This window comes from Pseudomonas arsenicoxydans (genome assembly GCF_900103875.1).
Classification (GTDB): domain Bacteria; phylum Pseudomonadota; class Gammaproteobacteria; order Pseudomonadales; family Pseudomonadaceae; genus Aquipseudomonas; species Aquipseudomonas arsenicoxydans.
The window spans coordinates 4,266,069-4,292,517 of record NZ_LT629705.1 but is presented as its reverse complement, the minus strand read 5'-3'; the positions used below and the strand labels follow the sequence as shown (position 1 = coordinate 4,292,517).

Genomic DNA, 26,449 nt, shown 5'->3' with positions numbered 1-26,449 from the left:
GAGACTCTCTGGGCGATCAACTTACCCGTTGCATCACAAAAAATCATAATAATGAGAGAGCCCGCCATGTCACAGAGCGCCGCCGCAACCCAGGCCATCGTTGACGAAAAAAACGCCGTCTACAAACGCATTACCCTGCGTTTGATCCCCTTCATCTTCATCTGCTACCTGTTCAACTACCTCGACCGGGTCAACGTTGGATTCGCCAAACTGCAGATGCTCGACGCGCTGAAATTCAGCGAAACCGTGTACGGCCTTGGCGCCGGGATCTTCTTCATTGGCTACGTGTTGTGCGGCGTGCCGAGCAACCTGGCGCTGACCAAATTCGGCCCACGGCGCTGGATCGCGCTGATGATGATCGTCTGGGGCACGCTGTCGACCTGCCTGCTGTTCGTCACCACACCGACCGAGTTCTACACCCTGCGCCTGTTCACCGGCGCGGCTGAAGCCGGGTTCTTCCCGGGCGTGGTGCTTTATCTCTCGCAGTGGTTCCCGACGTTCCGCCGTGGCCGCATCATGGCGCTGTTCATGTCGGCGATACCGGTGTCCGGCCTGCTCGGCAGTCCGTTCTCTGGCTGGATCCTCAACCACTTTGGCGCAGGCCAGGCCGGTTTGGCGGGCTGGCAGTGGATGTTCCTGTTGCAAGGCATCCCGACCGTGATCCTCGGCGCCCTCGCCTACTTCATGCTCAGCGACAGCTACGCCAACGCCAAATGGCTCACGCCGTTCGAGCGTTCGGTGCTGGAGGCCGACCACGCCGAAGACCTGGCCAACAAACCGAAAACCACCACCGACTCGCTGCTGGCCGTGTTCAAGAACCCGGCGATCTGGGCCTTTGGCTTGATCTACTTCTGCATCCAGAGCGGTGTCTACGCGATCAACTTCTGGCTGCCGTCGATCATCAAGAACCTGGGTTTCAGCGACAATCTGGTGATTGGCTGGTTGAGTGCGATTCCCTACCTGCTGGCGGCGGTGTTCATGTTGTTGGTCGGTCGCTCGGCGGACCTGCGCAAAGAGCGCCGCTGGCATTTGGTGGTGCCGATGTTGATGGGCGCGGTGGGTCTGTTGATCGCCGTGAACTTTGCGACCACGCCGGCCATCGCGATTCTCGGCCTCACCATCGCCACCATGGGCGCCCTCACCGGCCTGCCGATGTTCTGGCCGGTACCGACGGCGCTGCTGAGCGCGGGTGCTGCGGCCGGTGGTTTGGCGTTGATCAACTCCATGGGGCAGATGGCGGGTTTCCTCAGCCCGTACCTCGTGGGTTGGGTCAAGGACAGCACCGGGTCGACTGATGCGGCGTTGTATCTGCTGGCGGGGGTTATCGTTTGCGGCAGCTTGCTGGCGCTGCGCATGACGCGCACGTTGCGGGTGTAATTTCAGCGAGAAAAAAAACGGCCCTCTCGGGCCGTTTTTTATTGATCGTCAAGCGTTCTGCGGATCGACGTTATCCAGCGCCCGGTTCACCGCCAGCTCGCCCAGCATGATGATCTGCTGCAGCGCCAACATCTTGTGGCGCTGCGGCCCTTGTAGCTCCCCGGCAAAATCACTCGCCATCACACTCGCCGAAGCCATGGACTCGCAGGCGTGCGCCAGCAGGCTTTCCGAATCGATATCGGGCGCGATGAGGAACATCGTGCTGGGTTTTCTTGGGGGCGAGGCCTTGGCGGGATTGAGGTAATGGTCGAGGGCGCGGTCGGCGGCTTCGTTGAATTTTTTGGAGTCGGTGGATTCGTAGGGGGAAACGTCGTCGGGGGCTGGTGGGTTGGGTGTTGGTTTGAACATGGATGAAACTCCTAATTGAGATTAAGGAGCCCTCACCCTCGCTACCAAACGAATGGGTGGTGGCCATACGCGGGTTGGTAGACCGGCAATTAGGAACCGGCGCCCCCGAAGGAGCCCTGCGCATGACCACCATAAAAACAGAGACCCGAAGAGGTCTACAAACGGTGGCGTTATGCGCCTAATTGCCGGGCTACCAAACCCGATCGCTGTTCTTCAGCGACGGCGGAAACGATAAGACCCAGGCCCAAGGCGCACAAGCCGGCGGATTCTGGCGCAGGCGTAGGCAACGGCGCAAGGATGTGTAGCCTGCGAGAGTGTCTGAAGGTGTCAGTTAAACATTGCTGTTTATTACTCGCCTTTGCTTGCTAATCAGTAAAAATCCCCGGTAAAAAAGACCGATCTTTAAAGGATTTTTACCAATGAGCTCGATCCTCGACCTGGAGATCTTCGTGCGCACCGCCGACTCCGGGAGCATTTCCGCTGCCGCCCGCGACCTGGCACTCACGCCGGCCGCTGCCAGCATCGCCCTCAAACGCCTGGAAACGCGCCTCGGCATCCGTCTGTTCGCACGCTCCACGCGCAGCATGCGTCTGACCGAGGAAGGTCAGTGTTATCTGGACAGTGTGCGGGTGGCGCTGGCCGCGCTGGCGGAAGGTGAACAGGCGCTCAGGCATCAGACCCAGGGTTTGAGCGGCACCTTGCAACTGGCCGCGCCGTCGGATTTCGGGCGCAATGTGTTGCTGCCGTGGCTGGATGACTTCAAACGCCAGCACCCCAACATTCAGCTTCAGTTGCTGCTCAACGATCGCCATTCGGACCTGTTTCGCGAAACCGTCGACGTTGCATTGCGCTTCGGCGTACCCGGCGATTCGACGCTGGTGGCGCTGCCGATTCTGCCCGAGCATCGTCGCGTGGCCTGCGCCAGTCCCGAGTATCTAAGCCGTTGCGGAACGCCGCCAACACCCGCCGATCTCGGCGAGCACAGCGCCCTGCTCTACCTGCGCAATGGCCGGCCCTATAACAGTTGGTGTTTCAGCCGTGGCGATGAAGTGATCGAGGTTCAGGTGCGGGGCGATTACCTCACCGATGACGGTGAAGTCGCCCGTCGTTGGGCGCTGGCCGGACATGGCATCGTCTACAAGGCCTGGCTCGACGTCGCCGCGGATGTTCAGGCCGGGCGGTTGCTGACGTTGTTCGATGACTGGCAAGGGGAACGCGTGCCGTTCAATCTGTTGTGCCCGCACCGGGTTCAAGTGTCGGAACGGGTCAAGGTGCTGCAAGCGTTTTTGCAGGAGCGCTGTCAGGCCCTTTGTCGATAATTCAGATTGCCCCGCCCGACCATTCTGGTATTTGATTGAGGCTTTCTCCCACCGGTAAAAGGATTTCGTCATGAGTTATCGCACGCTGGGTCATTCGGGTTTACAGGTGTCGACCCTGACCTTGGGCACCATGATGTTTGGCGAACAGACCAGCACCGAAGATTCCCTGCGGATCATCGACAAGGCCTGGGACCAGGGCGTCAATTTCATCGACACGGCGGACGTTTACACCAACGGCCGTTCCGAAGAGATCGTTGGCGAAGCGATCGCCGGCAACCGCCATGAATGGGTGCTGGCGACCAAGGTCGGTTTTGGCCCGGTGGACGGCGTGCCGAACCGCAGCGGTTTGAGCCGCAAGCATATTTTCAACGGCCTCGACGCCAGCCTGACGCGTCTGGGCACTGATTATCTCGACATCTATTACCTGCATCGCGAAGACCACAACACGCCGCTGGAAGTGACGGTGTCGGCGATTGGCGACTTGATTCGTCAGGGCAAGATTCGTTATTGGGGCTTGTCGAACTACCGTGGCTGGCGCATCGCCGAGGTGATTCGTGTGGCCGATCAACTGGGCGTCGACCGGCCGGTGATCAGCCAGCCGCTGTACAACATCGTCAACCGTCAGGTAGAAACCGAGCAGATCACCGCCGCGCAAAATTATGGCCTTGGCGTGGTGCCTTACAGCCCGCTGGCGCGCGGCGTGCTCAGCGGCAAATATGCGCCGGACGTGAAGCCCGATGCCAACAGCCGTGCCGGCCGCGCCGACAAGCGCATTCTGGAAACCGAATGGCGGGTCGAGTCGTTGCGCATTGCCCAGCAGATTCAGCGCTACACGCAAGAGCGTGGCGTGGGCATTGTCGAGTTCGCCATCGCCTGGGTGTTGAACAACAGCGCCGTCACCTCGGCCATCGTGGGGCCGCGAACTGAAGAACAGTGGGATGCCTACACGAAAGCCCAGGCGGTGAAGATCACGGCTGAGGACGAGGCGTTCATTGATTCGCTGGTGGTGCCAGGGCATTCCTCGACGCCGGGGTTTAACGATGTGAGCCATTTTGTGTCGGGCCGCAAACCGCGTACGACGTGAGATTTATCGCGGGCAAGCCCGCTCCCACAGGGGGTTTTGTGTGGGACACAGGTTTTGTGTTCGACGCCAAGCTAATGTGGGAGTGAGCCTGCTCGCGATAGCGGTCTGACATTAATTACGATGTTGGAAATATCGATCACCCGGCCAATATTCAGCACAAAAACCACGTATCCTCTGCGCCCGTTTCACGTTCAACCTCGCGAGGGCAGTTTGTCTAAAGGTATCGCTTTATCGGTGTCAGCCTCTGTGCTGTTTGCCGTCATGTATTACTACACATCGTTGCTCTCCCCCCTGAGCGGCGTGGAAATTTACGGCTGGCGCATGCTGCTGACCGTGCCCTGCATGACCGTGTTCATGGTGGTGTCCGGCGAATGGAAGCGCGTGATCGAACTTTTTCGGCGCATTGCCGGCATGCCAAAACTGATGGCAGGCCTGATCGTCTCCTCGGCCCTGCTCGGTGTTCAGCTCTGGCTGTTCATGTGGGCGCCGCTCAATGGCTACAGCCTGGATGTGTCGCTGGGCTATTTCCTGTTGCCGCTGACCATGGTGCTGACCGGGCGGATCGCCTATGGCGAGCGCCTCTCCTATTTGCAAAAAATCGCCGTGGTGTTGGCCTGCCTCGGGGTGATCAACGAGGTGTATCAGGTTGGTGGGTTTTCCTGGGCCACCTTGCTGGTGTGCATCGGTTATCCCCTGTATTTCATCGTGCGCAAGCGCCTGGCCGCGGACAACCTCGGCGGTCTTTGGCTGGACATGGCGTTGATGTTGCCGGTGGCGTTCTGGTTTGTGCAGAGTGGCGAGCAGGGTTTCGGCGTGTTTAATCAACACCCGTGGCTGTCGCTGCTGATCCCGATACTCGGGGTGATCAGCGCATCGGCGCTGGTGGTCTACATCATCGCCAGCCGCTTGCTGCCGTTCAGCCTCTTCGGGCTGTTGAGCTATGTCGAGCCGGTATTGCTGCTAGGCGTCGCGCTGTTGCTTGGGGAAAGCATCAAGCCAGGAGAATGGTTGACCTACATTCCGATCTGGTTGGCCGTTGTGGTGTTGATGTTTGAAGGGTTCAAACACCTGGTCCGGCAACGTCGCCGCCCCATGTAAACCTGAAATGAAAAAGCCCGGTCAGCATCGCTGCTGACCGGGCTTTTTTACATCTGAAGCGGCTTACTCGGTAGCGAGTACGCCACGACGTACCTGATCACGCTCGATCGATTCGAACAACGCCTTGAAGTTGCCTTCGCCGAAACCATCGTCGCCTTTACGCTGGATGAATTCGAAGAACACCGGGCCCATCAGGGTCTCCGAGAAAATCTGCAGCAGCAGGCGCTTGTCACCCGACTCGGACGAACCGTCCAGCAGGATCCCACGCGATTGCAGTTGATCAACCGGCTCACCATGGTTCGGCAAACGGCCTTCGAGCATCTCGTAATACGTTTCCGGCGGCGCGGTCATGAAGCGCATGCCGATGCTTTTCAGATGATCCCAGGTCTTGATCAAGTCATCGCTGAGGAAAGCAACGTGCTGGATGCCCTCACCGTTGAACTGCATCAGGAACTCTTCGATCTGTCCCGCGCCCTTGGACGACTCTTCGTTCAGCGGGATGCGAATCATGCCGTCCGGCGCGGTCATCGCCTTGGACGTCAGGCCGGTGTATTCGCCTTTGATGTCGAAGTAACGGATTTCGCGGAAGTTGAACAGTTTCTCGTAGAAGTTGGCCCAGTAAGCCATGCGACCGCGATACACGTTGTGCGTCAGGTGGTCGATGATTTTCAGGCCCGCGCCGACCGGGTTGCGGTCCACGCCCTCGATGAAGACGAAGTCGATGTCATAGATCGAGCTGCCTTCACCGAAACGGTCGATCAAGTACAGCGGCGCGCCGCCGATGCCTTTGATCGCTGGCAGGTTCAGCTCCATCGGGCCGGTTTCGATGTGAATCGGCTGGGCGCCGAGTTCCAGCGCGCGCTTGTAGGCCAGCTGCGAATCCTTGACCCGGAACGCCATGCCGCATACGGACGGGCCGTGCTCGGCCGCGAAATAGGAAGCGACGCTGTGGGGTTCGTTGTTGAGGATAAGGTTGATCTGGCCCTGGCGATACAGGTGCACATTTTTGGAGCGGTGGGTCGCGACCCTGGTGAAGCCCATGATCTCGAAGATCGGCTCCAGGGTGTTCGGGGTCGGCGATGCGAATTCGATGAATTCAAAGCCCATCAGGCCCATTGGGTTTTCGTATAAATCTGCCATTTTGGCGCCTCATCATTTTTTAGAATTAACGGAACGTTAGTTGCTAAGAATGCTGAAGCCGGCGGGTGGCGCGCAGGAGATGCCGCGCACACTGCGCGCGAGGAAGTCACCGTAGATCAATTGAAACCCAAAACTCTTCATTGTCGACCCAAGGCTCTTGCGGGCGAGGCTTCTGCTGCCAGAAGACGATTTATTATTGTATGCGTAACCCGATTCTACACAGCGTAACCAGGTTTGTCCGCCTTCTGTATCAAATCCCCTTTTTCCCTACTCGCGCAAGGGGTTTGTTGCACAGGAAAATCCCCGCCAGGATCAGCCCTCCTCCCAGGCACATTGTTAGCGTCAATTGCTCGTCCAATAGCAGCGCACCGAGGATAACCGCGGTCAGCGGGTTCAAGGCGATGAACACCCCCGAACGCGTCGCGCCGATTTGACGGATGCCGTCGTAATAGCCGATGTAAGCCAGAGCCGAACCCAAGACGCCCAAGTACATCAGGCTCAGCCATTGCTGCGGGCCGAGGTTCAGGAGCACGTCGACACTCAGCTCACCGCGCACGGCACTGGTCACCCACAGCATCGCCGTGCCCAGCAGAATCGAATATGTCACGGTCTGCACCGGCCCCAGCGACTGGTTCAGGTCTTTGGAGCACAGCGAATAAACGCCCCAGCCAAGCACGCAGCCGAAAATCAGCAGATCACCGATCCAGGCATCGGCGTTGCCGGCCAATAGCTGCGGGTTTCGGCTGACGATCACCAGGCTCGCCCCGGTAACACAGATCGCAATGCCGGCGACTTTGGCTCGGCTCAAGTGTTCCTTGAACACCAGCCACGACGCGAGTCCGATCACTGCGGGGTTCAGCGCGACGATCAATGACGCTCTTGAGGCGTTGATGTAATGCAGCCCATAAAAGAAGCACAGGTTGTAGAAGAAGATCCCGAAGAACCCCAGCAACCCCAGTTGCAGCCACTGCTTGAGGTTCGGTTTTGCCAAAGGCACGCGGGCCAGCAGTAAAAACAACAGCAGGGCAACGCTTGCCAGCAGGAATCTCAGGCTGGCTGCGAATAGCGGGGTCAGGCTGTCGGCGAGAAACCGTCCGGCGACAAAAGTCCCGCCCCAGATCATGGTGACGGCGGCGAGCTTCAGATAAACCGGAACGTCCGAAGACGTCGTTTGGGCGCAGGTATTCATTGGGCGTGGAACCATGGTCGGGCAGATGACGTATCATTCGTCTAATGCACGATCATCGTAAAATGAGTAAAGACTCATGACCCTGACCCAACTCGAGATTTTCTCGCTCGTCGCTGAACTGCGCGGCTTCACGGCGGCGGCCAATCGGTTGGGGATTTCCCAATCGGCGGTGTCCCATGCCTTGAAGTCGCTGGAGCAGGAACTGGGCGTCGAGTTATTCAGACGTCACCAGTCCCAGGTCGAATTGAGCGACATCGGCCAACAGCTTCTATTGCGCGCCCGGGCGATGCTCGGCCTGGCCAACACCTTGCGCCAGGAGGCCGCCGATGCCCGCGGCATGAAAAGCGGCACCTTGCGCATCGGTTCATTTGGCCCGACCTCATCGATCAAGCTGCTACCGACGATCCTGCAGCACTATCGCACCGCTCACCCAGGCATCGAAGTGCACATTGACGAAGGTCCTGACCGCCAGGTGATTCAATGGCTGGAAGAGCGGCGAATCGATGTCGGTTTCGTGGTGTTGCCCGAAGACCGTTTCGACACCTTCATGTTGATCGAGGATCAGTTGGTCGCGTTGCTGCCCAATGATCACCCGCTGGCCGGCCGCGACAGCCTGAGCTTGGGCGACTTGTGTCACGATCCGTTCGTGTTGACCGAAGCCGGCTCTTCGGAGCTGGTGTCACGCTTGTTCAGTGCGGCCAGACTCACTCCGAATATCCGTTATCGCTGCTCGCAGTTGCTCAGCACACTGGACACGGTGAGCCGTGGCGATGCCTTGACCGTGGTCGCCGAAGGTTCATTGCCCAACGACAGCGACGACCGTTACGTGAAAAAGCCGCTGTCGCCCGCCGTCACTCGCCAGGTCGGGTTGGCAGTGCTCGACCAGCGCCAGGCGTCGCCCGCGACATTGGCGTTTATCAAACTGGCTTCAAGCCTGAACTACCGTTGAGCGGCATAACCGCCGACGGCCATCTATCATGGCCGTTAACAGAACTCTTTTGGGAGGCGTGTCGTCGTCCTGCCAGCATTTGAGAGCCACATTTTCACCGTCTAAGGCTTCGCAAATGCCCCTGAACGTCAAGACCCGCCGCAAACGCAGCAAACGTATCGCTGTCACCCTGCTGAGCGCGCTGCTCCCGATGGTTTTGGGCGCCGTCATTCTTTCAATGCAGGCGGAGCATGCACTCAAGCAAAGCTCCGGTATGACGGCCGAAGAAGCCATTCGCCAATTCGATCTGATGCTCGACAACACGGCCCAGGCCGCGCAGGTATTGCTGCCGCTGGCTGGCCAACCGTGCGATGACGTCAAGCTGGCCTTGCGCGAACAGGTCACGCGTCGTCCGTTCGTGCGCGCGACCAACCTGGTGTGGGACAACACTATCTATTGCAGTTCGTTGTTCGGTGACTATCAGGAAAAGGTTAATCCGGGCGATTACACCCAAGGCAAGTTGTGGCTCATGAACGGCAACCCGGTGACGCCCGATACCGCGTTATTGGTCTATCGGCTCAACGACGGTAACCGGGGCGCACTGACAACCCTGGACGGTTATCACTTGAGCAATGTCTTGCGTTTGATTGGTCGCAACACACAGCTCTTGCTGCAAGTCGGTCCCGACTGGTTATCCGCAGACGGCAAAGTTCACGAAACAGCCGTGCCCGCCTTGCCAGTGGCCGAAAGCAAACTGACGTCTTCGCGTTACGCATTCACCGTCGGCGCCGGCTTCCCCGCTGGAGAAACCTGGCGTTACATGCGCAGCGAGTATCCGCCGCTGTTCAGTTTGCTGATCTTCTTCGGCGCGGTGTCCGGTTCGATCGGGCACTTTCTGCAAAAGCGTTCGTCATCTCCCAGCCTCGAAATGCAACGCGCCCTGGAAGCGCAGGAGTTCGTTCCCTATTTTCAGCCGGTGGTGCATGGCGATACGAAAAAATGGTCCGGCGCCGAAGTCTTGATGCGCTGGCATCATCCCAAGGAAGGCCTGGTGCGCCCGGACCTGTTCATCCCGTTCGCCGAGCATTCCGGGCTGATCGTACCGATGACCCGCTCGTTAATGCGACAGACCGCGGCGTTGTTGGCGCCGGCCGTTGACTCGTTCGGCGCACCGTTCCACATCGGCATCAATATCACCGCCAGTCATTGCAAGGACCTGGAACTGGTGGACGACTGCCGGGAATTTCTCGCTGCTTTTACGCCAGGCGCGGTCAGCCTGGTGCTGGAGTTGACCGAGCGTGAACTGATCGAGCCGATGCCCATCACGCTCCAGTTGTTCGAGCAGCTCCACGCCCTGGGCGTGTTGATTGCGATCGACGACTTTGGCACCGGTCACTCAAGCCTCGGGTATTTGCGCCAGTTCAATGTCGATTTCTTGAAAATCGATCAAAGTTTTGTCGCGATGATTGGTGCCGATGCGCTGTCACGGCACATTTTGGACAGCATTATCGAGCTCTCGGCCAAGCTTGACCTGGGCATCGTCGCCGAGGGCGTGGAAACCGAGGAGCAAAGTAATTATCTGACGGCTCATGGGGTTAACTTCTTACAAGGTTATCTGTTCGACCGGCCGATGCCCGCTGCGCAATTCATTAATGCATTAAGCCACCGTTAAGTAGCGTGATTACGCGATGAGGCGACGACTCGACGCACCAAATTGAATCAAAAGATTAGTGTTGTTACATGAAGAAAAAGACAGGATTTACTCTTGGCCATTTAACTACTACAATTTTTCATGCCTGCTCAACATTGGCAGGTGAGCCACTTATCACCGAGTCGCTTCAAGGCTCTTGGCTTATAGCTTTGTTTGCGGTTGGTATCAGCCAAACACACTATTGGAGTAAAGATATTGTCCAGACTCGCTGAATTCCGCGCCGCCGAAAAGGCCCTTCAAGAACAGCTCAAGCAGCTGGAATCGCTGAAGAATGATGCCGGGCTCAAGAAAGAAATCGAATTCGAAGAAAAGCTCCAGGGGCTGATGAAAACCTATGGCAAAAGCCTGCGGGACATCATCGCCATTCTCGATCCGAACCCGGCAAAATCCGGTCTGCAACAGGCAACAGCGCCTAAAACCCGCCGCGCTCGCGTGGTCAAGGTTTATCAGAATCCGCACACCGGCGAACTGATTGAAACCAAGGGTGGTAACCACCGTGGCCTGAAAGCCTGGAAGGAACAATACGGTGCCGCTACCGTTGATTCCTGGCTACGCGGCTAAACACTCGCGTCGACAAAAAGCCCTGCCAAGTGCAGGGCTTTTTTATGCAACGACGAGAACGGCTTAATTCGCTACTTAAGCATCAACTTTTTGCTTAATCCCTTTGGGTATCTAAAAATTTCGGATCACTCCAAAATCTGCGGTCACGCAACACCTGTAACTAAAGTTTCAAGCTGTTACGAGTCGCCTCTATTTCATCCTGACTTGCCTTATAAGCTTCCGCCTGCCCCGCATAGGAAAGAACATAGGCTTTATCGGCATCCAGTGCGGCAACCAAAGTTTGCGACAGCACATGTCGACCGTTCTGGGTAATCGTGCAGGTAGTCTCCAGCGCCGCCAGCCGGCTCAACGTCGCCGGGTGAATCTTGTTGCAGACACTTTGATAGCCGCCTTGAAAAAAGTCCTTCTGCACTGATTTGCGCATTTCCAGCAATACGCCTTGCAGATTGACCTGATGACCGGGCTCGACCTGGGTCATGGTCAACTCCATCACCAACACCGGCGTGCCGCCCTGGTCATTTTTTACCGCGCGTTGGCGTGACACCGTAGTGTTGGCCTCGTCATGCGCGACGGCCTCAACCTCCCAGCCACTTGGCCAGCTCACTTCAGGCGTCTCTGCCTGAGCGCTAGCGACCACTGACAGCAGGCAAAACAGGACGCAGGTCGATTGACAGAATCGGATCATCGCAATGAACACTCACAAAATGAACCGTAAAGTCTGAGCCTCGTCCACCCGTCAGGCAATAGCAGACTGTTTGGGTTTGGTGATGTCACAGCCCTTGCGTATCATTGTCGCCATTCGTTAGCCCCACTTATTTTCCGGAGGGCCCATGAGCCTGCACGAATTGAACACACTCCCAGGCGTGACTGCCCAACCTGACACCGCCACTCAGCAGTTCGTCTTCAACCACACCATGCTGCGCGTCAAAGACATCACCAAGTCCCTGGATTTCTACACCCGCGTACTGGGTTTCTCGCTGGTAGAAAAACGCGATTTCCCGGAAGCCGAATTCAGTCTGTACTTCCTGGCACTGGTCGATAAAAACCAGATTCCGGCCGACGCGGCTGCACGCACTGAATGGATGAAATCGATCCCCGGCATTCTCGAACTGACCCACAACCACGGCACCGAGAATGACGCGGATTTCGCCTATCACAACGGCAACACCGACCCGCGCGGTTTCGGCCACATTTGCATCTCCGTGCCGGACATTCGTGCAGCTTGCGAGCGCTTCGAAGCACTGGGTTGCGATTTCCAGAAACGCCTGAATGACGGACGCATGAAGAGCCTGGCCTTTATCAAAGACCCGGATGCGTACTGGGTCGAGATCATTCAGCCAGCGCCGCTGTAAATCAGGATCAAAAGATCGCAGCCTCGTTTCACTCGACAGCTCCTACAGTGTTTTGCGCACACTTGTAGGAGCTGTCGAGTGAAACAAGGCTGCGATCTTTTGACGTAAAAACCCTACACATCAAAATGTAGGATCAGCATCGGGTTTTATGCCGGAGCCGAGGTGCGGATCAGATGATCGAATGCGCTCAGGGAGGCTTTAGCACCCTCGCCCACCGCAATCACGATCTGCTTGTACGGCACGGTAGTGACGTCACCGGCAGCGAACACACCGGGCATCGACGTTTCACCGCGAGCGTCGACAATGATCTCGCCGCGAGGTGACAACTCGATGGTGCCTTTGAGCCAATCGGTGTTGGGCAGCAAACCGATCTGCACGAAGATCCCTTCCAATTCGACATTGCGCAACTCGTCCGACTGACGATCCTTGTAGCGCAGACCGTTGACCTTCTGACCATCGCCCAACACTTCAGTGGTTTGCGCACTGGTGATGACCGTGACGTTCGACAGGCTGTGCAACTTGCGCTGCAAGACTGCGTCGGCACGCAACTGAACGTCGAACTCCAGCAGGGTCACATGCGACACGATGCCTGCCAGGTCGATGGCCGCTTCGACGCCGGAGTTGCCGCCGCCAATCACCGCCACACGCTTGCCTTTGAAAAGCGGACCGTCACAGTGCGGGCAGTACGCCACGCCTTTGTTGCGGTATTGCTGCTCGCCCGGGACGTTCATTTCCCGCCAGCGCGCACCGGTCGCCAGAATCACGGTCTTGGCTTTCAGGGTCGCGCCACTGGCGAAATGGACTTCGTGCAGCTCGCCGTTCTTGCCCGGCAGCAACTTGTCGGCGCGTTGCAGGTTCATGATGTCAACGTCGTATTGCTTGACGTGTTCTTCCAATGCCACGGCCAGTTTCGGCCCCTCGGTTTCCTGCACGGAGATGAAGTTCTCGATGGCCATGGTGTCGAGCACCTGCCCACCAAAACGCTCCGCCGCCACACCAGTGCGAATACCTTTACGGGCTGCGTAGATCGCCGCCGATGCACCCGCCGGACCACCGCCGACGACCAGTACATCAAAGGCTTGCTTGGCGCTGATCTTCTCGGCCTGGCGCTCGATGCCGCTGGTGTCGATCTTGGCGAGGATTTCTTCCAGGCCCATGCGGCCCTGACCGAAGTTCACGCCGTTGAGGTAAATGCTAGGCACAGCCATGATCTGACGATCATCGACTTCGGCCTGGAATAGCGCGCCATCGATGGCGACGTGACGGATATTCGGGTTCAGCACTGCCATCAAGTTCAACGCCTGGACCACGTCCGGGCAGTTCTGGCAGGACAGCGAGAAGTAAGTCTCGAAGCTGAAGTCGCCTTTGAGCGAGCGGATCTGTTCGATCACTTCAACGCTGGCTTTCGAGGGGTGGCCGCCGACTTGCAACAAGGCCAGCACCAGCGAGGTGAATTCGTGGCCCATAGGGATGCCGGCGAAACGCAGGCTGATATCGGCACCGGGGCGATTGATCGAGAACGATGGTTTACGTGCATCGTCACCGTTGTCGAGCAAGGTAATTTGAGTCGAAAGGCTGGCAACGTCTTTCAACAGTTCAAGCATTTCCTGGGATTTCGCACCGTCGTCGAGGGAGGCAACGATCTCGATCGGCTGGGTGACCCGTTCCAGGTACGATTTCAACTGGGCTTTTAGATTGGCGTCCAACATACGGGCGATTTCCTTTCTTTTTCGGAGACATAAAAAACGCCCGAGCGAATCTCGCCCGGGCGTTTTATAGGGCGGTGCAGCTTACTGAGTAGGTGCGGAGTCCCGCCCTGAGTTGCGTGTCACAGACTTAGATCTTGCCGACCAGGTCCAGGGACGGAGCCAGAGTGGCCTCGCCTTCTTTCCACTTGGCAGGGCAAACCTGGCCTGGGTGAGCAGCGACGTACTGGGCAGCCTTGATTTTGCGCAGCAGCTCGGAAGCGTCACGGCCAACGCCGCCATCGTTGAGTTCAACGATTTTGATCTGGCCTTCAGGGTTGATCACGAAGGTGCCACGGTCAGCCAGACCAGCGTCTTCGATCAGCACGTCGAAGTTGCGGGAGATGGCATGAGTCGGGTCGCCGATCATGGTGTACTGGATTTTGCCAATGGCTGGCGAGGTGTTGTGCCAGGCAGCGTGGGCAAAGTGGGTGTCAGTGGAAACGCTGTAGATCTCGACGCCCAGTTTCTGGAACGCGTCGTAGTTGTCAGCCAGGTCTTCCAGTTCGGTCGGGCAAACAAAGGTGAAGTCGGCTGGGTAGAAGAACACGACAGACCACTTGCCTTTCAGGTCAGCGTCCGACACTTGTACGAAGTCGCCATTTTTGTAGGCGGTAGCGTTGAAAGGTTTAACTTGGCTGTTGATGATAGGCATCGATGACTCTCCGTCGGGTTTGAAAAGTTGGTTGAAAAGTTGATGTGGTGAATCCTACCCACTCGATCATCGCCTGGCTCATTGGCAAAGCTCATGCTGCTGATTGGTTTTCGCTATTAGCGGACAGTATTAATAGAAGAAAACGGAATCTAGAGCGTCAACGGCTTTTCAGTGAGCCTGGCCATCCCGAGAAACGGGCTCGCTTCAACATAGCGCATGGCCGACTTCATATCCTTCCAACCCACGTAACTCATCAACGATTTCAGATCCCAACCGCTTTGGTGCGCCCAACTGGCAAAGCCGCGACGCAGGGAATGGCTGGTGTAGTGCTCAGCGGGAATGCCGGCGCGCTCCAGCGCCTGACGCAGTAACGGTATGACGCTGTTGGCGTGCAGGCCCTCCTCGCTCAAATGCCCCCAACGGTCGATGCCGCGAAACACCGGTCCGCGCACCAACGCCGCTTCGGTAATCCATTGGATGTAGGCGTTCACCGGGCAGAGACGCTGCAGGGCCGGCGTCTGGTAAGTCTTGCCGAGGTTTTCGCGATCGCCTTTGCTGCGTGGCAGGTAGAGGGTGATGCCGGAACCGGCACTGGCCTGCACGTGTTCGATGTGTACGCGGCATAACTCATCGCTGCGAAAGCCGCGCCAGAAGCCCAGCAGAATCAGTGCAGCGTCACGTTTGGCGCGAAGCAATCCCGGCTGATCGTTTTGCGCCCTGGCGGTTTGCGCTTCCTGCTCCAGCCAGGCAACCACTTGCTCCAGATGCTGAAGCTGCAATGGCTCGGCCTGTTTCTCCTGTGCCGGATGCAACGCGCGGATGCCCTTGAAGACTTTGCGCACCACCGGGGATTTGGTGGGATCAGGAAAACCCTGGCTGCTATGCCACTGCGCCAGCGCCGACAGACGCAGCTTCAAGGTGTTGATCGACAGCACGCCCGCATGGGCCACGAGGTAGCGCGCCACGCTGTCGCTGGTGGCCGGCAGAAAACCTCCCCAACTGACTTCGAAGTGCTCAATGGCCGCCCGGTAGCTGCGACGGGTGTTGTCGCGGGTGGCGGCTTGCAGGTAGCGATCCAGTTCAGACATGGGCTCAACTCTCGAAAACGTACCGCGTTAGCGGGGTCAAACGGGCCGAATGGCGTATCACACGGGGTAATACCAGTATATCCCGTATGAATAAGTTACATTTTTAATCTTTTTCAATTGAATGGTACACTGCGTACTTTAGTGTTACGTACCACAGTACGAAATCGTAGGAGAAGACATGGCTCGTGGCGGCGTTAATAAAGCAGTGGTACAAGCGGCACGCTTGGCGATCCTCGCTCGCGGTGAAAACCCCAGCATCGACGCAGTACGGATCGAGATGGGAAACACCGGCTCAAAAACCACCATCCACCGTTATTTGAAGGAGCTGGACGACGGCAGCGAACGCGCCGAAACGCCTTCAGAGCCCATCGACGATGAGCTGGCAGGACTCGTTGCACGCTTGGCGCAACGCCTCAAGGAAAAGGCGCAAGAGCCCATCGACCAGGCACGCGCCCAGTTTGATCAGCAGCGCAAAGAGCTGGATAACAAGTTGACTGAAGCGCAACGGGCCAACACTGAATTGCATCAGCAATACGAGATTCAAAGCCTGGCGCTGACCCAGGAATCCGAGGCACTGCAAGAAACCCGCGCCCTGCTGCAGACCGAGCAAACCCGCAATGCCGGCTTGAACCAAGCATTGGCGGACTTCGACTTGCGCCTCAAAGACAAGGATGAGCAGATCCGCTCACTGGAAGAAAAGCACCTGCACGCCCGCGAGGCGCTTGAGCATTACCGCAACGCCGTCAAGGAACAGCGCGAGCAAGAGCACAGCCGCCACGAAGGCCAGGTGCAGCAGATTCAGATGGAGTTACGCCAGGCCCAGCAAAGCGCAATGGTGCGCCAGGACGAAATCACCCAACTGCATCGCGACAACGAGCGCCTGCTCACCGAGAACCGTGGCACGCTGCGGGAGCTGGGGTTGCTGCAGGATCAACTCAAGCAAACCAACAGCCGGCAGGATCAACTGCTGGAACAGGTCAATCGCATCGACAGCGAACGCACCCTCCTCCAGGAACGCTTGCGCGCCGCCCTGCTGGAAAGTCAGTCGCTCAAGCAGAACGTCGACGAGCAGTCGCAGATAAACAAGGGATTGGAAATCGAATTGCTCAAGACCCGGGCGAGTCTCGATGAAAGCCTGCGCCTGGCAGCTGTCGTTGCAACAGCGCCAGACGCTTCAGAGCCACAAAAGAAAGATTAAGCCATAACCGGTGTCCGCATGGTGACGAACTCTTCGGCGGCCGTCGGGTGCACACCAATGGTTTCGTCAAAGTGGCGCTTGGTCGCGCCCGCCTTCAAGGCAATCGCCAGGCCCTGGACGATTTCGCCGGCGTCCGGTCCGACCATGTGGCAGCCCAGGACCTTATCGGTCTTGGCATCCACCACAAGCTTCATCAGCGTGCGTTCCTGGCAGTCGGTCAGGGTCAGCTTCATTGGACGGAAACGGCTTTCGAAGATCTGTACTTCGTGGCCGGCTTCCCGCGCCTCTTCCTCGGTCAGGCCAACCGTGCCGATGTTTGGCAGGCTGAACACGGCCGTCGGGATCATCTTGTAATCCACCGGGCGATACTGCTCCGGCTTGAACAAACGACGCGCCACGGCCATGCCTTCAGCCAGGGCAACCGGCGTCAGCTGGACACGACCGATCACATCGCCAAGGGCCAGGATCGACGGTTCCGCGGTCTGATACTGCTCGTCGACTTCGATGAAGCCTTTCTTGTCGAGTTTGACGCCCGTGTTCTCCAACCCCAGGTTATCCAGCATCGGACGTCGGCCGGTAGCGTAGAACACGCAGTCCGCCTCCAGCTGGCGACCATCCTTGAGCGTCACCTTCAGGCTACCGTCGGATTGCTTGTCTATGCGCTCGATATCGGAATTGAATTGCAGGTTCATGCCCCGCTTGGTCAGCTCTTCCTGCAAATGCTTGCGCACCGCACCGTCGAAGCCACGCAGGAACAGCTCACCGCGATACAACAACGTGGTCTCGGCGCCCAGCCCGTGGAAGATCCCGGCAAATTCCACCGCGATATACCCTCCCCCCACCACCACGACACGCTTGGGCAGCTCTTCGAGGAAGAACGCCTGATTGGAACTGATCGCGTGTTCGTGCCCGGGAATCTCCGGAATCTGCGGCCAGCCACCGGTAGCGATGAGGATGTTTTTGGCGGTGTAGCGCTCGCCATTGATCTCGACCGTGTTGGGGTCGACGATTTGGGCATGGCCTTCGTGTAACGTGACACCGCTATTGACCAGCAGGTTGCGGTAAATGCCGTTCAGGCGATTGATCTCGCGATCCTTGTTGGCGATCAGCGTTGCCCAGTCGAATTTCGCTTCTCCCGGCGTCCAGCCAAAGCCTGAGGACTGCTCGAAGTCTTCGGCAAAGTGCGCGCCATAGACCAGCAATTTCTTCGGCACGCAGCCGACGTTCACACAGGTGCCACCCAGGTAGCGACTCTCAGCCACAGCCACCTTCGCGCCAAAACCAGCGGCAAAACGCGCTGCTCGTACACCGCCGGAACCGGCGCCAATCACATAAAGGTCAAAATCGTAGGCCATTTTCAATCTCCTCGGCAGGCAACCAGCATACCCGCAGACGTCCATTGGGCAAGCGCTGCAAGCGTTATGGGGGCGGAAAATGAAAAAGCCACCCGAAGGTGGCTTTTCAATACAAGCAGGTCAGGCGCTAATTAGTAAGCCTTGCCAGTCTTGTAGAAGTTCTCGAAGCAGAAGTTGGTCGCGTCGATGTAGCCTTCAGCGCCACCGCAGTCGAACCGCTTGCCTTTGAACTTGTAGGCCATGACGCAGCCGTTTTGGGCTTGCTTCATCAGGGCGTCGGTGATCTGGATTTCACCACCCTTGCCTGGCTCGGTTTGTTCGATCAGGTCGAAGATGTCCGGCGTCAGGATGTAACGACCGATGATCGCCAGGTTCGAAGGTGCATCTTCTGGCTTTGGTTTTTCAACCATGCTGTGAACGCGATAGATGTCGTCACGGATCATCTCACCGGAAATCACACCGTATTTGTGAGTTTCTTGCGGGTCGACTTCCTGGATCGCAACGATCGAGCAGCGGAACTGCTTGTACAGCTTGACCATCTGGGTCAGAACGCCGTCACCATCCAGGTTGACGCACAAGTCATCCGCCAGTACCACGGCGAAGGGTTCATCACCGATCAGTGGACGACCGGTCAGGATCGCGTGACCCAGGCCTTTCATTTCTGTCTGGCGAGTGTAGGAGAACGAGCAGTTGTCGAGCAGCTTGCGGATACCGACCAGGTATTTCTCTTTGTCGGTGCCCTTGATCTGGTTTTCCAGCTCGTAGCTGATGTCGAAGTGGTCTTCCAGAGCGCGTTTGCCACGACCGGTGACGATGGAGATTTCAGTCAACCCAGCGTCCAGTGCTTCTTCGACGCCGTACTGGATCAGTGGCTTGTTTACCACCGGCAGCATTTCTTTGGGCATGGCTTTAGTCGCTGGCAGGAAGCGAGTACCGTAACCGGCTGCTGGGAACAAGCATTTCTTGATCATATAAGTCCTTGAAAGGGCTGTGTGTACGAGTTTCGGCGCAGTCTAATCAGGCGGCGTGCACCTTACAATGCCCCGCACTGGCTAACCGATGCCAACATAGAGAAATATTCTCGCGGATAGTTCCGCAGATCTTATGGCCGCCCCTAATAGATAGCAGAGATCAGCAGACCTGCACGGGCGATTCAATCGGACCACCATACGCCCATCGGCCCCGTATGAGTGCATTTGGCGCTATCATTGCGTAACTGAACCAGCCAACGAGGCAGATAGATGTCGGATGCAAAAAGCGTCAACGGGTACTTGATCAGCAAGTCGAAAGACGGCCAGTGGTGGCTGCAAAGCGCTACGGGTGAAAAAATCGGTCCCTTACCGACCGAAGCAATGGCAACTGAAGTGGCATCCGTAATGGAACTGGAACACCCGACCACCAAACGTCACGGCAAAGACAAGCCTTGATCTGAACCCGATTTTTTGACGAAGCCCTGCTCACGCAGGGCTTTTTTTGTGATTGCCTGCAAAGAAGTGGCCATTCGCTATAACCTTTTGACATCAGCGATGTCACAGCCATAGCCCCATCATCCTGACGACGACACCAACATGAAAAGATTTTTGCCACTGATTGCGATATTGGCCCTGAGCGGCTGCGCCACTTCCGAAACCACTTACCTGAACAATGGCGAGCAAGGACTGACCATCGAATGCTCTGGAGAAGCCAACTCCTGGGCCACTTGCTATGAAAAAGCCGATGCCTCGTGCGCTGGCACCGGCTACCGGATCGTCGGGACCGACGGCACGCCTTCGACCAAGGAAAGCGACAAGACACTGGGCGTCGATGTCGGCAACTTCAAAAACCGCAGTGTCGTGGTGGTCTGCAAGTAAGGCCTGCGGCTCTACATGTGAATTTCGGCGAATTTGAGCCCGAGGCCGCGTACGGTCTCGATCAAATCGTCGAGGCGCGCGAAGGATTCAACTTCGTCGTTCTCATCCACCAGGAAATAACTGCGCCCGGCGCTTTTCTTGAAAAACACAATCCACTCACCCGGGTTCGCCGGGTTTTGAATCACGTGGGTTGCAGAGATCAGACCCTCTGCATGGCGCTCCCGCACCTGCTCTCGCTTCATGCTCGACTCCAAAAATGACAATGCCGTCAAAGTGCGACCTTGACGGCATTGGTGCTGACGCTCGCCATTCTATCAGCCGGAAATACAGGCATTGGCGGCTTTCTGTACATCCTTCGGACGTATCGGCACATTTGACATCCGTTCATGCAGCTTGATACTGCTGCCGCTCGAGCGTTCTTCGATATCGAAGACGGCGGCCGGGGCTGCAGAAAACTTCGCCGGCACGATCACCCGCATGCCGTCTTTGTGGGACTCCAGTTGCAGGGCGCCACGACTGTCCGCCAGCTTTTCGACCAGACACTGCGCGTACTCATGGGGCTTTTTGCCTGAGATTACATTCATCGTGGGCAGCGTCTCACTAATTTCCGCGACATTCGCGCAACCACTCACTACTAACGCCAACGGCAGGACCAATACACCCCACTTCATACTAAACCTCCGATAAAGACCCTCCGACAGCACAAATGCTGATTTTCTCCGAGGCTCATTGCATTTATCGCTCATGGAATTCCGAATAACTGTTTTTAATTGTCAAAGCGGACCACGGCGACCGGATAATAACCTGTTCGGGCTGATAAACTGCGCCAATCGCCCATGCTATCGTTTTGATTTTGTAGAAAAAGCCCTTCTGGAGGCGCCTCATGAAATTTATCCACCAGCGCGAGCACCTCAACGAAGACGACATCGTCGTCATCCAGTGCTCGCAAATGTGCAACATCCGCTTGATGAACGACGCCAACTTCCGCAGTTTCAAGAATGGCGGCCGTCATACGTACCACGGCGGTGCGTTCGACACCTTCCCGGCCCGGATTACTGCGCCGAGCACCGGTTTCTGGAACATCACCATCGACACGGTCAACCGTCGTCCGATCAGCGTGACCCGTAAACCGACCCTGACGCACTCGATCAAGATCATCCGTCGTTCCAGCTCGAAACTGAGCTGAAAAACGCTCCTACACGCACACAGGCAGGAATCACCGTGGCCCAAACGACCAAGTACGTTATCAAATATAAACTCAACGGCGAACGCCGCTTCGAATTTGCCCAGCTCGTAAACGGCACTGAAGAAGAAGCCAAAGCCGCGCTGGACGCTATCCATGGTTCGAGCGAAGACGTCATCAGCGATATCAGCGTCAGCAAGGCACTGTAACGCGACTCGGCCCCCGGAGCGACAACAAGGACGTCATGCTCCGCGCCTGCTGGAGTTTGACCGCAAGCGCCAGAGTGTTCACCCGCTTATCGCACCCTAGACTGGCCACCTCGACCTTGGGTTAAGGAGTCAACGATGAGCGAACTCTCTCTGGATACGCTGGACTGGGCGCCTCTGGAGCAACAACTCGATCAGGATGGCTGCGCCGTACTCGAGTCGCTTTTAAGCGTGACGGCTTGCGACGAAATCAGCGCGCTCTATCCGCAACAGACCCCCTTTCGCTCCCAAGTGATGATGGCTCGTCACGGTTTTGGACGCGGCGAGTACAAATACTTCAGATACCCGCTGCCGGATGCGGTCGCCTGCTTACGCAGCGCGCTTTACCCTCATCTCGTACCGATCGCCAATCGCTGGTACGAATGCATGGATCTGCCAACCCGCTTTCCCGCAACGCACGAAGCGTTTCTGGCGCGTTGCCATGCCGCCGGTCAGGAGCGCCCGACACCGTTGTTGCTGCAATACGGGCCGCAGGACTACAACTGCTTGCATCAGGATCTGTACGGCGAACACGTGTTTCCGTTGCAAGTGGCGATTCTTCTGTCAGAACCGGATGAAGATTTCACCGGCGGCGAGTTTGTGTTGACCGAGCAGCGCCCGAGGATGCAATCGCGCCCGCAGGTCATCGGCCTGAAGAAAGGCGATGGCGTGATCTTTGCGGTCAGTCAGCGCCCGGTCAAAGGCGTTCGCGGCTATTACCGAGTGACGATGCGCCACGGCGTGAGTCGCCTGCACAGTGGAAAACGGCATACCCTTGGAATCATCTTTCACGATGCGTTATGAGCCCATGAGCCCGACCACCCTCGATATGTTTGCCGATGCCGAGCCCGAGCAACAGCCTCGACGCGAGCAGATCGGTGAACAGTCCTACGTCCTGCGAGGCTTTGCCCTGCCCTGGCTGGAACAATTGCTGCCCGAACTGGAAGCGGTTCTGGTGGCAGCACCGTTTCGGCAAATGGTCACGCCGGGTGGTTTTACCATGTCGGTCGCCTTGAGCAGTTGCGGCACCTGGGGTTGGACTACCGACCGCAGCGGTTACCGCTACACGCGTCACGACCCGCAGACCGGACAACCCTGGCCCAAGATGCCCTTGGTGTTTTTCGAACTGGCACAAGCGGCGGCACGAGAAGCGGGATTTGCGGACTTCGTACCCGATTCCTGCCTGATCAACCGCTATATCCCTGGGGCCAAGATGTCATTGCATCAGGACAAAGACGAAGGTTCCTACGCAGCGCCCATAGTGTCTGTGTCACTGGGATTACCTGCCACGTTTCTGTTCGGCGGCTTTGAACGTGGGGACAAAAGCCAGCGCATAGGGCTGCTGCATGGCGATATCGTGGTCTGGGGTGGCGTCGACCGCTTGCGCTATCACGGCGTCTTGCCGATCAAAGAGGGTTATCACCCGCGACTGGGCGAGCAACGGATCAACTTCACTTTTCGAACCGCCGGTTGAAACCTTCGAATTCGACCGCAAGACTCGGAGTGCCGCGATCCTGCTGGCTGGATAGTCTGAATGAAACGGGACAACGGACATAACGCCATGACAACGCATTCGAAAACAATTGCCACCAAGGACGATCCTCGCTGGGCGGCTGTCGTCGCACGCGATCCGGGCGCGGACGGGCAATTTGTGTATGCCGTGAAAACCACCGGTATCTATTGCCGCCCCAGCAGTCTGGCGCGCCTGCCGAATCCGCAGAATGTCGAGTTTTTTGACACCGCCGAACAAGCCCGGGCGGCCGGTTATCGTCCGAGCAAACGGGCCGCAAAGGATCAAAGCGACGTTGCTGCACAACACGCGGTGATCGTGGCCGCCGCGTGCCGTCATATCGAATCCGCCGAACATCTTCCGGCCTTGAATGAATTGGCGCAGGCTGCCGGCCTGAGCAGTTTCCACTTTCATCGCGTGTTCAAAGGCGTGACCGGGTTGACGCCCAAGGGGTACGCCACAGCCCATCGCTCACGCAAGGTTCGTGATCGTCTGGCGCATGGCGGCTCGGTCACCGATGCCCTTTATGAGGCAGGCTTCAATTCTAATAGCCGCTTCTATGAGTCGGCCGATCAGGTGTTGGGCATGAAACCCGGCGATTACCGCGCCGCCGGCAAGAATACCGACATTCGCTTCGCGGTCGGCCAGTGCTCCCTGGGGGCGATTCTGGTGGCGCAAAGTGAGCGCGGCGTCTGCGCGATTTTGCTGGGGGACGATCCGCACCAATTGGTCTGCGACCTGCAAGACAAGTTTCGACGTGCCAACCTGATTGGCGCCGATCACGCGTTTGAGCAATTGATCGCCAAGGTTGTCGGTTTTATCGAAGCACCGGCCATGGGCCTGGACTTGCCACTGGACGTACGCGGAACGGCATTCCAGGAACGGGTCTGGCAGGCGCTGCGGGAGATTCCTGCCGGCAGCACCGCCAGCTACGCCGATATCGCTCAACGGATCGGTGCGCCGAAAGCCGTGCGCGCCGTAGCCCAGGCTTGTGGCGCCAACAGCATCGCGGTGGCTATTCCCTGCCACCGCGTGGTGCGTAGCGACGGCAACCTGTCGGGCTATCGCTGGGGTGTCGAGCGCAAGCGCCAGTTGCTGGAACGTGAAACCGTGTAATCAGCGGTTCACATCAACCACGACTCGACCGCGCAATTGCCCGGCCAGCAAGCGCGGTGCGGCTTCAATGGCTTCGCTCAAGCCGATCTCATGGCTGATCAGCGGCAGCAAGGCAAAATCCAGGTCTTTCGCCAGGCGATTCCAGGCCTCTACACGTTTGGCTTTGGGTTGGGTAACGCTGTTGATCCCGGCCAGGGTCACGCCACGCAAAATGAAAGGCGCGACTGACGCTGGAAAGTCCATGCCTTGTGCCAGACCGCACGCGGCCACCGTGCCATTGGCCTTGGTGCTGGCACAGGCGTTGGCCAACGTGTGGCTGCCGACCGAGTCGATCACCGCCGCCCAACGCTCTTTGGCCAATGGTTTACCGGGCTCGGAAAGCGTGGCGCGATCGATGACTTCGCTGGCCCCCAGCTGCTTGAGGTAATCGTGTTCGGAGGTGCGGCCAGTAGATGCCACGACCCGATAGCCGAGTTTGCTCAGCAGCGCGATGGCGAAGCTGCCGACACCACCATTGGCGCCGGTGACCAGGACCTCGCCCTGCTCGGGCGTCACGCCGTTATGTTCCAGCGCCAGGATGCACAGCATCGCCGTGTACCCGGCAGTACCGATCGCCATGGCCTGAGCCGCGGTGAATTCCTTGGGTAGCGGAATCAGCCAGTCGCCCTTCAGACGAGCCTTTTGCGCCAGTCCGCCCCAGTGCCCTTCGCCCACGCCCCAGCCATTGAGCAAGACCTGGTCGCCGACCTTGTAGTCCGGATGCTGACTGGCCTCGACGCTGCCGGCCAGATCGATCCCGGGCACCATCGGGAATTTCCTGACCACCGGACTGCTGCCAGTAATTGCCAGGCCATCCTTGAAGTTCAGCGTGCTGTACGCCACGCGCACCGTCACATCGCCCTCGGGCAGTTGATCGTCATTGATCTCTTGCAGTGTGGCCCGGTAACCGCTGTCGTCTTTGTCGATCAAAATACCTTTGAACATCATGACCTCTCAATGGAATTAATCAGGTTGTGGGCCTATTGAAATACCACAAAGAAACATTTCGCCGTACAAGACTTTCATCTTAGCCGCACGCTTGCCTACACATGAAACAGGCGTTTTTTGGGGTGCGTGGCGGGCGGCATCATCGAGGTATCCGGCTTCTTGTGCGGACAATTAAAAGTCGACTGGCACCACTGACTGCTGGTAAAAAACCGGTTCGACCTGTCGGAGAATCATTCAAATGAGCCAATGGCCAGACACCCGCATTATTGACCTGCTCGGCATCGAGCTGCCGATCATCCAGGCGCCCATGGCTGGCGCCACCGGATCGTCCATGGTCATTGCGGCGAGCAATGCGGGCGGCCTGGGTTCTATGCCCGCTGCCATGCTGAGCATCGATCAATTGCGCGAGGAGCTGAAGACGATCCGTCAACACAGCCAGCGTCCGTTCAACATCAACTACTTTTGCCATCAAATGCCGGCCGCCGACGAGCAACGCGCGCGCGACTGGAAGAATCTGCTGGAACCGTACTATCGGGAGCTGGGCGTCGATTTCGAAGCACCGACACCGGTCTCCAATCGTGCACCGTTCGATAACGCGGCCTGCGAAGTGCTCGAAGAGTTTCGCCCCGAAGTCGTGAGCTTCCACTTCGGCCTGCCCGAAAAATCCCTGCTGGATCGGGTCAAAGCCACCGGAGCGAAAATCCTCTCATCGGCGACAACGGTCGAAGAAGCCATCTGGCTGGAACAACATGGCTGCGACGCGATCATCGCCATGGGTTACGAGGCTGGAGGCCATCGCGGGATGTTTCTCAGCGATGACCTGAGCAGCCAGGTCGGAACATTTGCCTTGGTGCCGCAAATCGTCGATGCGGTGAAAGTGCCGGTGATTGCAGCGGGCGGGATCAGTGATGCGCGAGGCGTCGCGGCAGCGTTTGCGCTGGGCGCTTCGGCGGTGCAAGTGGGTACGGCTTATCTGTTCACACCGGAAGCCAAGGTCAGCCCGTCCCACCACAAAGCGCTGCGCACAGCCAAGGAAAGCGAGACCGCAGTGACCAACCTTTTCACTGGCCGCCCGGCACGCGGGATTCTCAATCGGGTCATGCGCGAACTCGGCCCCATGAGCGATAAAGCCCCCGCCTTTCCTCTGGCCGGTGGTGCGTTGATGCCGTTGCGCGCCAAAGGTGAAGCGGATTTCAGCAACCTCTGGGCTGGGCAGGCGTTTACGTTGTGCACTGAAACGACGACCGCCGAGCTGACCAAGCGCTTGGCGGAAGAAGGTTTGGCCAAGTTGATGCGTCGGTAACGTACCGCCCCTGTAGCAGCTGGTGAAGGCTGCTACAGGTCATGTGT

At 57.8% G+C, this 26,449-nt stretch carries 29 protein-coding genes; 17 read left to right on the top strand and 12 right to left on the bottom strand.

Translation table 11 applies throughout. The annotated features are described in order from the left end of the window. Positions 1–66 precede the first annotated feature (66 nt). Positions 67–1,377 (top strand): MFS transporter, encoded by a 1,311-nt coding sequence (locus tag BLQ41_RS20140; RefSeq protein ID WP_090183560.1) that lies wholly within the window; start codon positions 67–69, stop codon positions 1,375–1,377. A 48-nt stretch (positions 1,378–1,425) separates the two neighbouring features. Here the strand turns inward: BLQ41_RS20140 and BLQ41_RS20135 are convergent, their stop codons facing one another. Continuing rightward, complete coding sequence (locus BLQ41_RS20135; protein WP_090183559.1) at positions 1,426–1,785, bottom strand: DUF6124 family protein; 360 nt, start codon at positions 1,783–1,785, stop codon at positions 1,426–1,428. A gap of 419 nt (positions 1,786–2,204) precedes the next feature. Between BLQ41_RS20135 and BLQ41_RS20130 the strand changes: the two genes are divergently transcribed. From BLQ41_RS20130 to rarD, 3 genes are all read left to right on the top strand, one after another. Continuing rightward, entirely contained in the window at positions 2,205–3,104 is a 900-nt protein-coding gene (locus tag BLQ41_RS20130) for a LysR family transcriptional regulator (protein WP_090183557.1), read from the top strand. Positions 3,105–3,174: 70 nt separating this feature from the next. Further along, positions 3,175–4,188 (top strand): aldo/keto reductase, encoded by a 1,014-nt coding sequence (locus BLQ41_RS20125; RefSeq protein ID WP_090183555.1) that lies wholly within the window; start codon positions 3,175–3,177, stop codon positions 4,186–4,188. Between the two features lie 210 nt (positions 4,189–4,398). Next, entirely contained in the window at positions 4,399–5,286 is an 888-nt protein-coding gene (gene rarD / locus BLQ41_RS20120; RefSeq protein ID WP_090188694.1) for an EamA family transporter RarD, read from the top strand. A 63-nt stretch (positions 5,287–5,349) separates the two neighbouring features. Here rarD and hppD read toward each other — a convergent pair whose 3' ends face one another. Then, entirely contained in the window at positions 5,350–6,426 is a 1,077-nt protein-coding gene (gene hppD / locus BLQ41_RS20115; RefSeq protein WP_090183553.1) for a 4-hydroxyphenylpyruvate dioxygenase, read from the bottom strand. 250 nt (positions 6,427–6,676) lie between these two features. Next, positions 6,677–7,615: a DMT family transporter gene (locus BLQ41_RS20110; RefSeq protein WP_090183551.1), complete on the bottom strand. Its 939-nt coding sequence runs from the start codon at positions 7,613–7,615 to the stop codon at positions 6,677–6,679. A gap of 76 nt (positions 7,616–7,691) precedes the next feature. Between BLQ41_RS20110 and BLQ41_RS20105 the strand changes: the two genes are divergently transcribed. From BLQ41_RS20105 to BLQ41_RS20095, 3 genes are all read left to right on the top strand, one after another. After that, positions 7,692–8,564, top strand: coding sequence for a LysR family transcriptional regulator (locus BLQ41_RS20105; RefSeq protein WP_090183549.1), 873 nt, complete (start codon positions 7,692–7,694; stop codon positions 8,562–8,564). 115 nt (positions 8,565–8,679) lie between these two features. Beyond that, positions 8,680–10,215 (top strand): EAL domain-containing protein, encoded by a 1,536-nt coding sequence (locus tag BLQ41_RS20100; protein ID WP_090183547.1) that lies wholly within the window; start codon positions 8,680–8,682, stop codon positions 10,213–10,215. Between the two features lie 234 nt (positions 10,216–10,449). After that, positions 10,450–10,815 carry a histone-like nucleoid-structuring protein, MvaT/MvaU family gene (locus BLQ41_RS20095; RefSeq protein WP_007900052.1) on the top strand — a complete coding sequence of 122 codons (366 nt, stop codon included), beginning with the start codon at positions 10,450–10,452 and terminating at the stop codon, positions 10,813–10,815. A 160-nt stretch (positions 10,816–10,975) separates the two neighbouring features. Here the strand turns inward: BLQ41_RS20095 and BLQ41_RS20090 are convergent, their stop codons facing one another. Then, complete coding sequence (locus tag BLQ41_RS20090) at positions 10,976–11,500, bottom strand: DUF4946 domain-containing protein (RefSeq protein ID WP_090183545.1); 525 nt, start codon at positions 11,498–11,500, stop codon at positions 10,976–10,978. Positions 11,501–11,645: 145 nt separating this feature from the next. On the opposite strand from BLQ41_RS20090, the gene gloA reads away from it, so the two are divergent. Continuing rightward, entirely contained in the window at positions 11,646–12,167 is a 522-nt protein-coding gene (gene gloA, locus BLQ41_RS20085) for a lactoylglutathione lyase (protein WP_090183543.1), read from the top strand. Between the two features lie 146 nt (positions 12,168–12,313). On the opposite strand, the gene ahpF is transcribed toward gloA, so the two are convergent. The 3 genes from ahpF to BLQ41_RS20070 form a co-directional block, all read right to left on the bottom strand. Beyond that, positions 12,314–13,876: an alkyl hydroperoxide reductase subunit F gene (ahpF, locus tag BLQ41_RS20080; RefSeq protein ID WP_090183541.1), complete on the bottom strand. Its 1,563-nt coding sequence runs from the start codon at positions 13,874–13,876 to the stop codon at positions 12,314–12,316. Between the two features lie 127 nt (positions 13,877–14,003). Next, a complete protein-coding gene (ahpC, locus tag BLQ41_RS20075; protein ID WP_090183539.1) occupies positions 14,004–14,567 on the bottom strand; it encodes an alkyl hydroperoxide reductase subunit C in 564 nt (187 codons plus the stop codon). Between the two features lie 149 nt (positions 14,568–14,716). Continuing rightward, the gene (locus tag BLQ41_RS20070) at positions 14,717–15,655 is read right to left on the bottom strand and encodes a site-specific integrase (protein ID WP_090183537.1); all 939 of its coding nucleotides are present in this window, start codon (positions 15,653–15,655) and stop codon (positions 14,717–14,719) included. Positions 15,656–15,833: 178 nt separating this feature from the next. Here BLQ41_RS20070 and BLQ41_RS20065 point away from each other — a divergent pair, with 178 nt between their 5' ends. After that, positions 15,834–16,853 carry a DNA-binding protein gene (locus tag BLQ41_RS20065; protein WP_090183535.1) on the top strand — a complete coding sequence of 340 codons (1,020 nt, stop codon included), beginning with the start codon at positions 15,834–15,836 and terminating at the stop codon, positions 16,851–16,853. On the opposite strand, the gene gorA is transcribed toward BLQ41_RS20065, so the two are convergent. Both gorA and galU read right to left on the bottom strand, forming a co-directional pair. Next, positions 16,850–18,208 (bottom strand): glutathione-disulfide reductase, encoded by a 1,359-nt coding sequence (gorA, locus tag BLQ41_RS20060; protein ID WP_090183534.1) that lies wholly within the window; start codon positions 18,206–18,208, stop codon positions 16,850–16,852. The genes BLQ41_RS20065 and gorA overlap by 4 nt on opposite strands. 131 nt (positions 18,209–18,339) lie before the next feature. Continuing rightward, a complete protein-coding gene (gene galU, locus BLQ41_RS20055; RefSeq protein WP_090183531.1) occupies positions 18,340–19,179 on the bottom strand; it encodes a UTP--glucose-1-phosphate uridylyltransferase GalU in 840 nt (279 codons plus the stop codon). A 270-nt stretch (positions 19,180–19,449) separates the two neighbouring features. Between galU and BLQ41_RS20050 the strand changes: the two genes are divergently transcribed. Both BLQ41_RS20050 and BLQ41_RS20045 read left to right on the top strand, forming a co-directional pair. After that, a complete protein-coding gene (locus BLQ41_RS20050) occupies positions 19,450–19,635 on the top strand; it encodes a hypothetical protein (protein ID WP_090183530.1) in 186 nt (61 codons plus the stop codon). 141 nt (positions 19,636–19,776) lie between these two features. Continuing rightward, a complete protein-coding gene (locus BLQ41_RS20045; RefSeq protein WP_090183528.1) occupies positions 19,777–20,058 on the top strand; it encodes a hypothetical protein in 282 nt (93 codons plus the stop codon). Between the two features lie 11 nt (positions 20,059–20,069). Here the strand turns inward: BLQ41_RS20045 and BLQ41_RS20040 are convergent, their stop codons facing one another. Both BLQ41_RS20040 and BLQ41_RS20035 read right to left on the bottom strand, forming a co-directional pair. Beyond that, entirely contained in the window at positions 20,070–20,300 is a 231-nt protein-coding gene (locus BLQ41_RS20040; protein WP_090183526.1) for a hypothetical protein, read from the bottom strand. Between the two features lie 72 nt (positions 20,301–20,372). Beyond that, positions 20,373–20,729, bottom strand: coding sequence for a hypothetical protein (locus tag BLQ41_RS20035; RefSeq protein WP_090183524.1), 357 nt, complete (start codon positions 20,727–20,729; stop codon positions 20,373–20,375). Positions 20,730–20,941: 212 nt separating this feature from the next. Between BLQ41_RS20035 and BLQ41_RS20030 the strand changes: the two genes are divergently transcribed. The 5 genes from BLQ41_RS20030 (at position 20,942) to ada (ending at position 24,112) form a co-directional block, all read left to right on the top strand. Next, positions 20,942–21,244, top strand: a complete 303-nt coding sequence (locus BLQ41_RS20030) for a DUF1883 domain-containing protein (RefSeq protein ID WP_007900033.1) — start codon at positions 20,942–20,944, stop codon at positions 21,242–21,244. Between the two features lie 35 nt (positions 21,245–21,279). Further along, complete coding sequence (locus BLQ41_RS30710; protein ID WP_090183523.1) at positions 21,280–21,450, top strand: hypothetical protein; 171 nt, start codon at positions 21,280–21,282, stop codon at positions 21,448–21,450. A gap of 135 nt (positions 21,451–21,585) precedes the next feature. After that, complete coding sequence (locus tag BLQ41_RS20020; protein ID WP_090183521.1) at positions 21,586–22,290, top strand: 2OG-Fe(II) oxygenase; 705 nt, start codon at positions 21,586–21,588, stop codon at positions 22,288–22,290. After that, positions 22,280–22,960, top strand: coding sequence for a DNA oxidative demethylase AlkB (gene alkB / locus BLQ41_RS20015; RefSeq protein WP_090183519.1), 681 nt, complete (start codon positions 22,280–22,282; stop codon positions 22,958–22,960). The genes BLQ41_RS20020 and alkB overlap by 11 nt, the downstream gene beginning before the upstream one ends. An 87-nt stretch (positions 22,961–23,047) precedes the next feature. Next, complete coding sequence (ada, locus tag BLQ41_RS20010) at positions 23,048–24,112, top strand: bifunctional DNA-binding transcriptional regulator/O6-methylguanine-DNA methyltransferase Ada (RefSeq protein ID WP_090188691.1); 1,065 nt, start codon at positions 23,048–23,050, stop codon at positions 24,110–24,112. Here the strand turns inward: ada and acuI are convergent, their stop codons facing one another. After that, entirely contained in the window at positions 24,113–25,096 is a 984-nt protein-coding gene (gene acuI / locus BLQ41_RS20005) for an acrylyl-CoA reductase (NADPH) (protein ID WP_090188689.1), read from the bottom strand. A gap of 241 nt (positions 25,097–25,337) precedes the next feature. On the opposite strand from acuI, the gene BLQ41_RS20000 reads away from it, so the two are divergent. Continuing rightward, positions 25,338–26,402, top strand: coding sequence for an NAD(P)H-dependent flavin oxidoreductase (locus tag BLQ41_RS20000; RefSeq protein WP_090183518.1), 1,065 nt, complete (start codon positions 25,338–25,340; stop codon positions 26,400–26,402). Positions 26,403–26,449: the final 47 nt, after the last annotated feature.

Coding starts and splice junctions, on each gene's coding strand:
- BLQ41_RS20050 (WP_090183530.1), top strand. CDS start 19,450: ATGTCGGATGCAAAAAGCGTCAACGGGTACTTGATCAGCAAGTCGAAA.
- BLQ41_RS20065 (WP_090183535.1), top strand. CDS start 15,834: ATGGCTCGTGGCGGCGTTAATAAAGCAGTGGTACAAGCGGCACGCTTG.
- gorA (WP_090183534.1), bottom strand. CDS start 18,208: ATGGCCTACGATTTTGACCTTTATGTGATTGGCGCCGGTTCCGGCGGT.
- BLQ41_RS20090 (WP_090183545.1), bottom strand. CDS start 11,500: ATGATCCGATTCTGTCAATCGACCTGCGTCCTGTTTTGCCTGCTGTCA.
- BLQ41_RS20000 (WP_090183518.1), top strand. CDS start 25,338: ATGAGCCAATGGCCAGACACCCGCATTATTGACCTGCTCGGCATCGAG.
- BLQ41_RS20040 (WP_090183526.1), bottom strand. CDS start 20,300: ATGAAGCGAGAGCAGGTGCGGGAGCGCCATGCAGAGGGTCTGATCTCT.
- BLQ41_RS20020 (WP_090183521.1), top strand. CDS start 21,586: ATGAGCGAACTCTCTCTGGATACGCTGGACTGGGCGCCTCTGGAGCAA.
- BLQ41_RS20105 (WP_090183549.1), top strand. CDS start 7,692: ATGACCCTGACCCAACTCGAGATTTTCTCGCTCGTCGCTGAACTGCGC.
- BLQ41_RS20125 (WP_090183555.1), top strand. CDS start 3,175: ATGAGTTATCGCACGCTGGGTCATTCGGGTTTACAGGTGTCGACCCTG.
- BLQ41_RS20100 (WP_090183547.1), top strand. CDS start 8,680: ATGCCCCTGAACGTCAAGACCCGCCGCAAACGCAGCAAACGTATCGCT.
- BLQ41_RS20070 (WP_090183537.1), bottom strand. CDS start 15,655: ATGTCTGAACTGGATCGCTACCTGCAAGCCGCCACCCGCGACAACACC.
- gloA (WP_090183543.1), top strand. CDS start 11,646: ATGAGCCTGCACGAATTGAACACACTCCCAGGCGTGACTGCCCAACCT.
- acuI (WP_090188689.1), bottom strand. CDS start 25,096: ATGTTCAAAGGTATTTTGATCGACAAAGACGACAGCGGTTACCGGGCC.
- BLQ41_RS20045 (WP_090183528.1), top strand. CDS start 19,777: ATGAAAAGATTTTTGCCACTGATTGCGATATTGGCCCTGAGCGGCTGC.
- BLQ41_RS20110 (WP_090183551.1), bottom strand. CDS start 7,615: ATGAATACCTGCGCCCAAACGACGTCTTCGGACGTTCCGGTTTATCTG.
- galU (WP_090183531.1), bottom strand. CDS start 19,179: ATGATCAAGAAATGCTTGTTCCCAGCAGCCGGTTACGGTACTCGCTTC.
- BLQ41_RS20030 (WP_007900033.1), top strand. CDS start 20,942: ATGAAATTTATCCACCAGCGCGAGCACCTCAACGAAGACGACATCGTC.
- ada (WP_090188691.1), top strand. CDS start 23,048: ATGACAACGCATTCGAAAACAATTGCCACCAAGGACGATCCTCGCTGG.
- BLQ41_RS20140 (WP_090183560.1), top strand. CDS start 67: ATGTCACAGAGCGCCGCCGCAACCCAGGCCATCGTTGACGAAAAAAAC.
- alkB (WP_090183519.1), top strand. CDS start 22,280: ATGCGTTATGAGCCCATGAGCCCGACCACCCTCGATATGTTTGCCGAT.
- ahpC (WP_090183539.1), bottom strand. CDS start 14,567: ATGCCTATCATCAACAGCCAAGTTAAACCTTTCAACGCTACCGCCTAC.
- BLQ41_RS20135 (WP_090183559.1), bottom strand. CDS start 1,785: ATGTTCAAACCAACACCCAACCCACCAGCCCCCGACGACGTTTCCCCC.
- BLQ41_RS20035 (WP_090183524.1), bottom strand. CDS start 20,729: ATGAAGTGGGGTGTATTGGTCCTGCCGTTGGCGTTAGTAGTGAGTGGT.
- hppD (WP_090183553.1), bottom strand. CDS start 6,426: ATGGCAGATTTATACGAAAACCCAATGGGCCTGATGGGCTTTGAATTC.
- BLQ41_RS20130 (WP_090183557.1), top strand. CDS start 2,205: ATGAGCTCGATCCTCGACCTGGAGATCTTCGTGCGCACCGCCGACTCC.
- ahpF (WP_090183541.1), bottom strand. CDS start 13,876: ATGTTGGACGCCAATCTAAAAGCCCAGTTGAAATCGTACCTGGAACGG.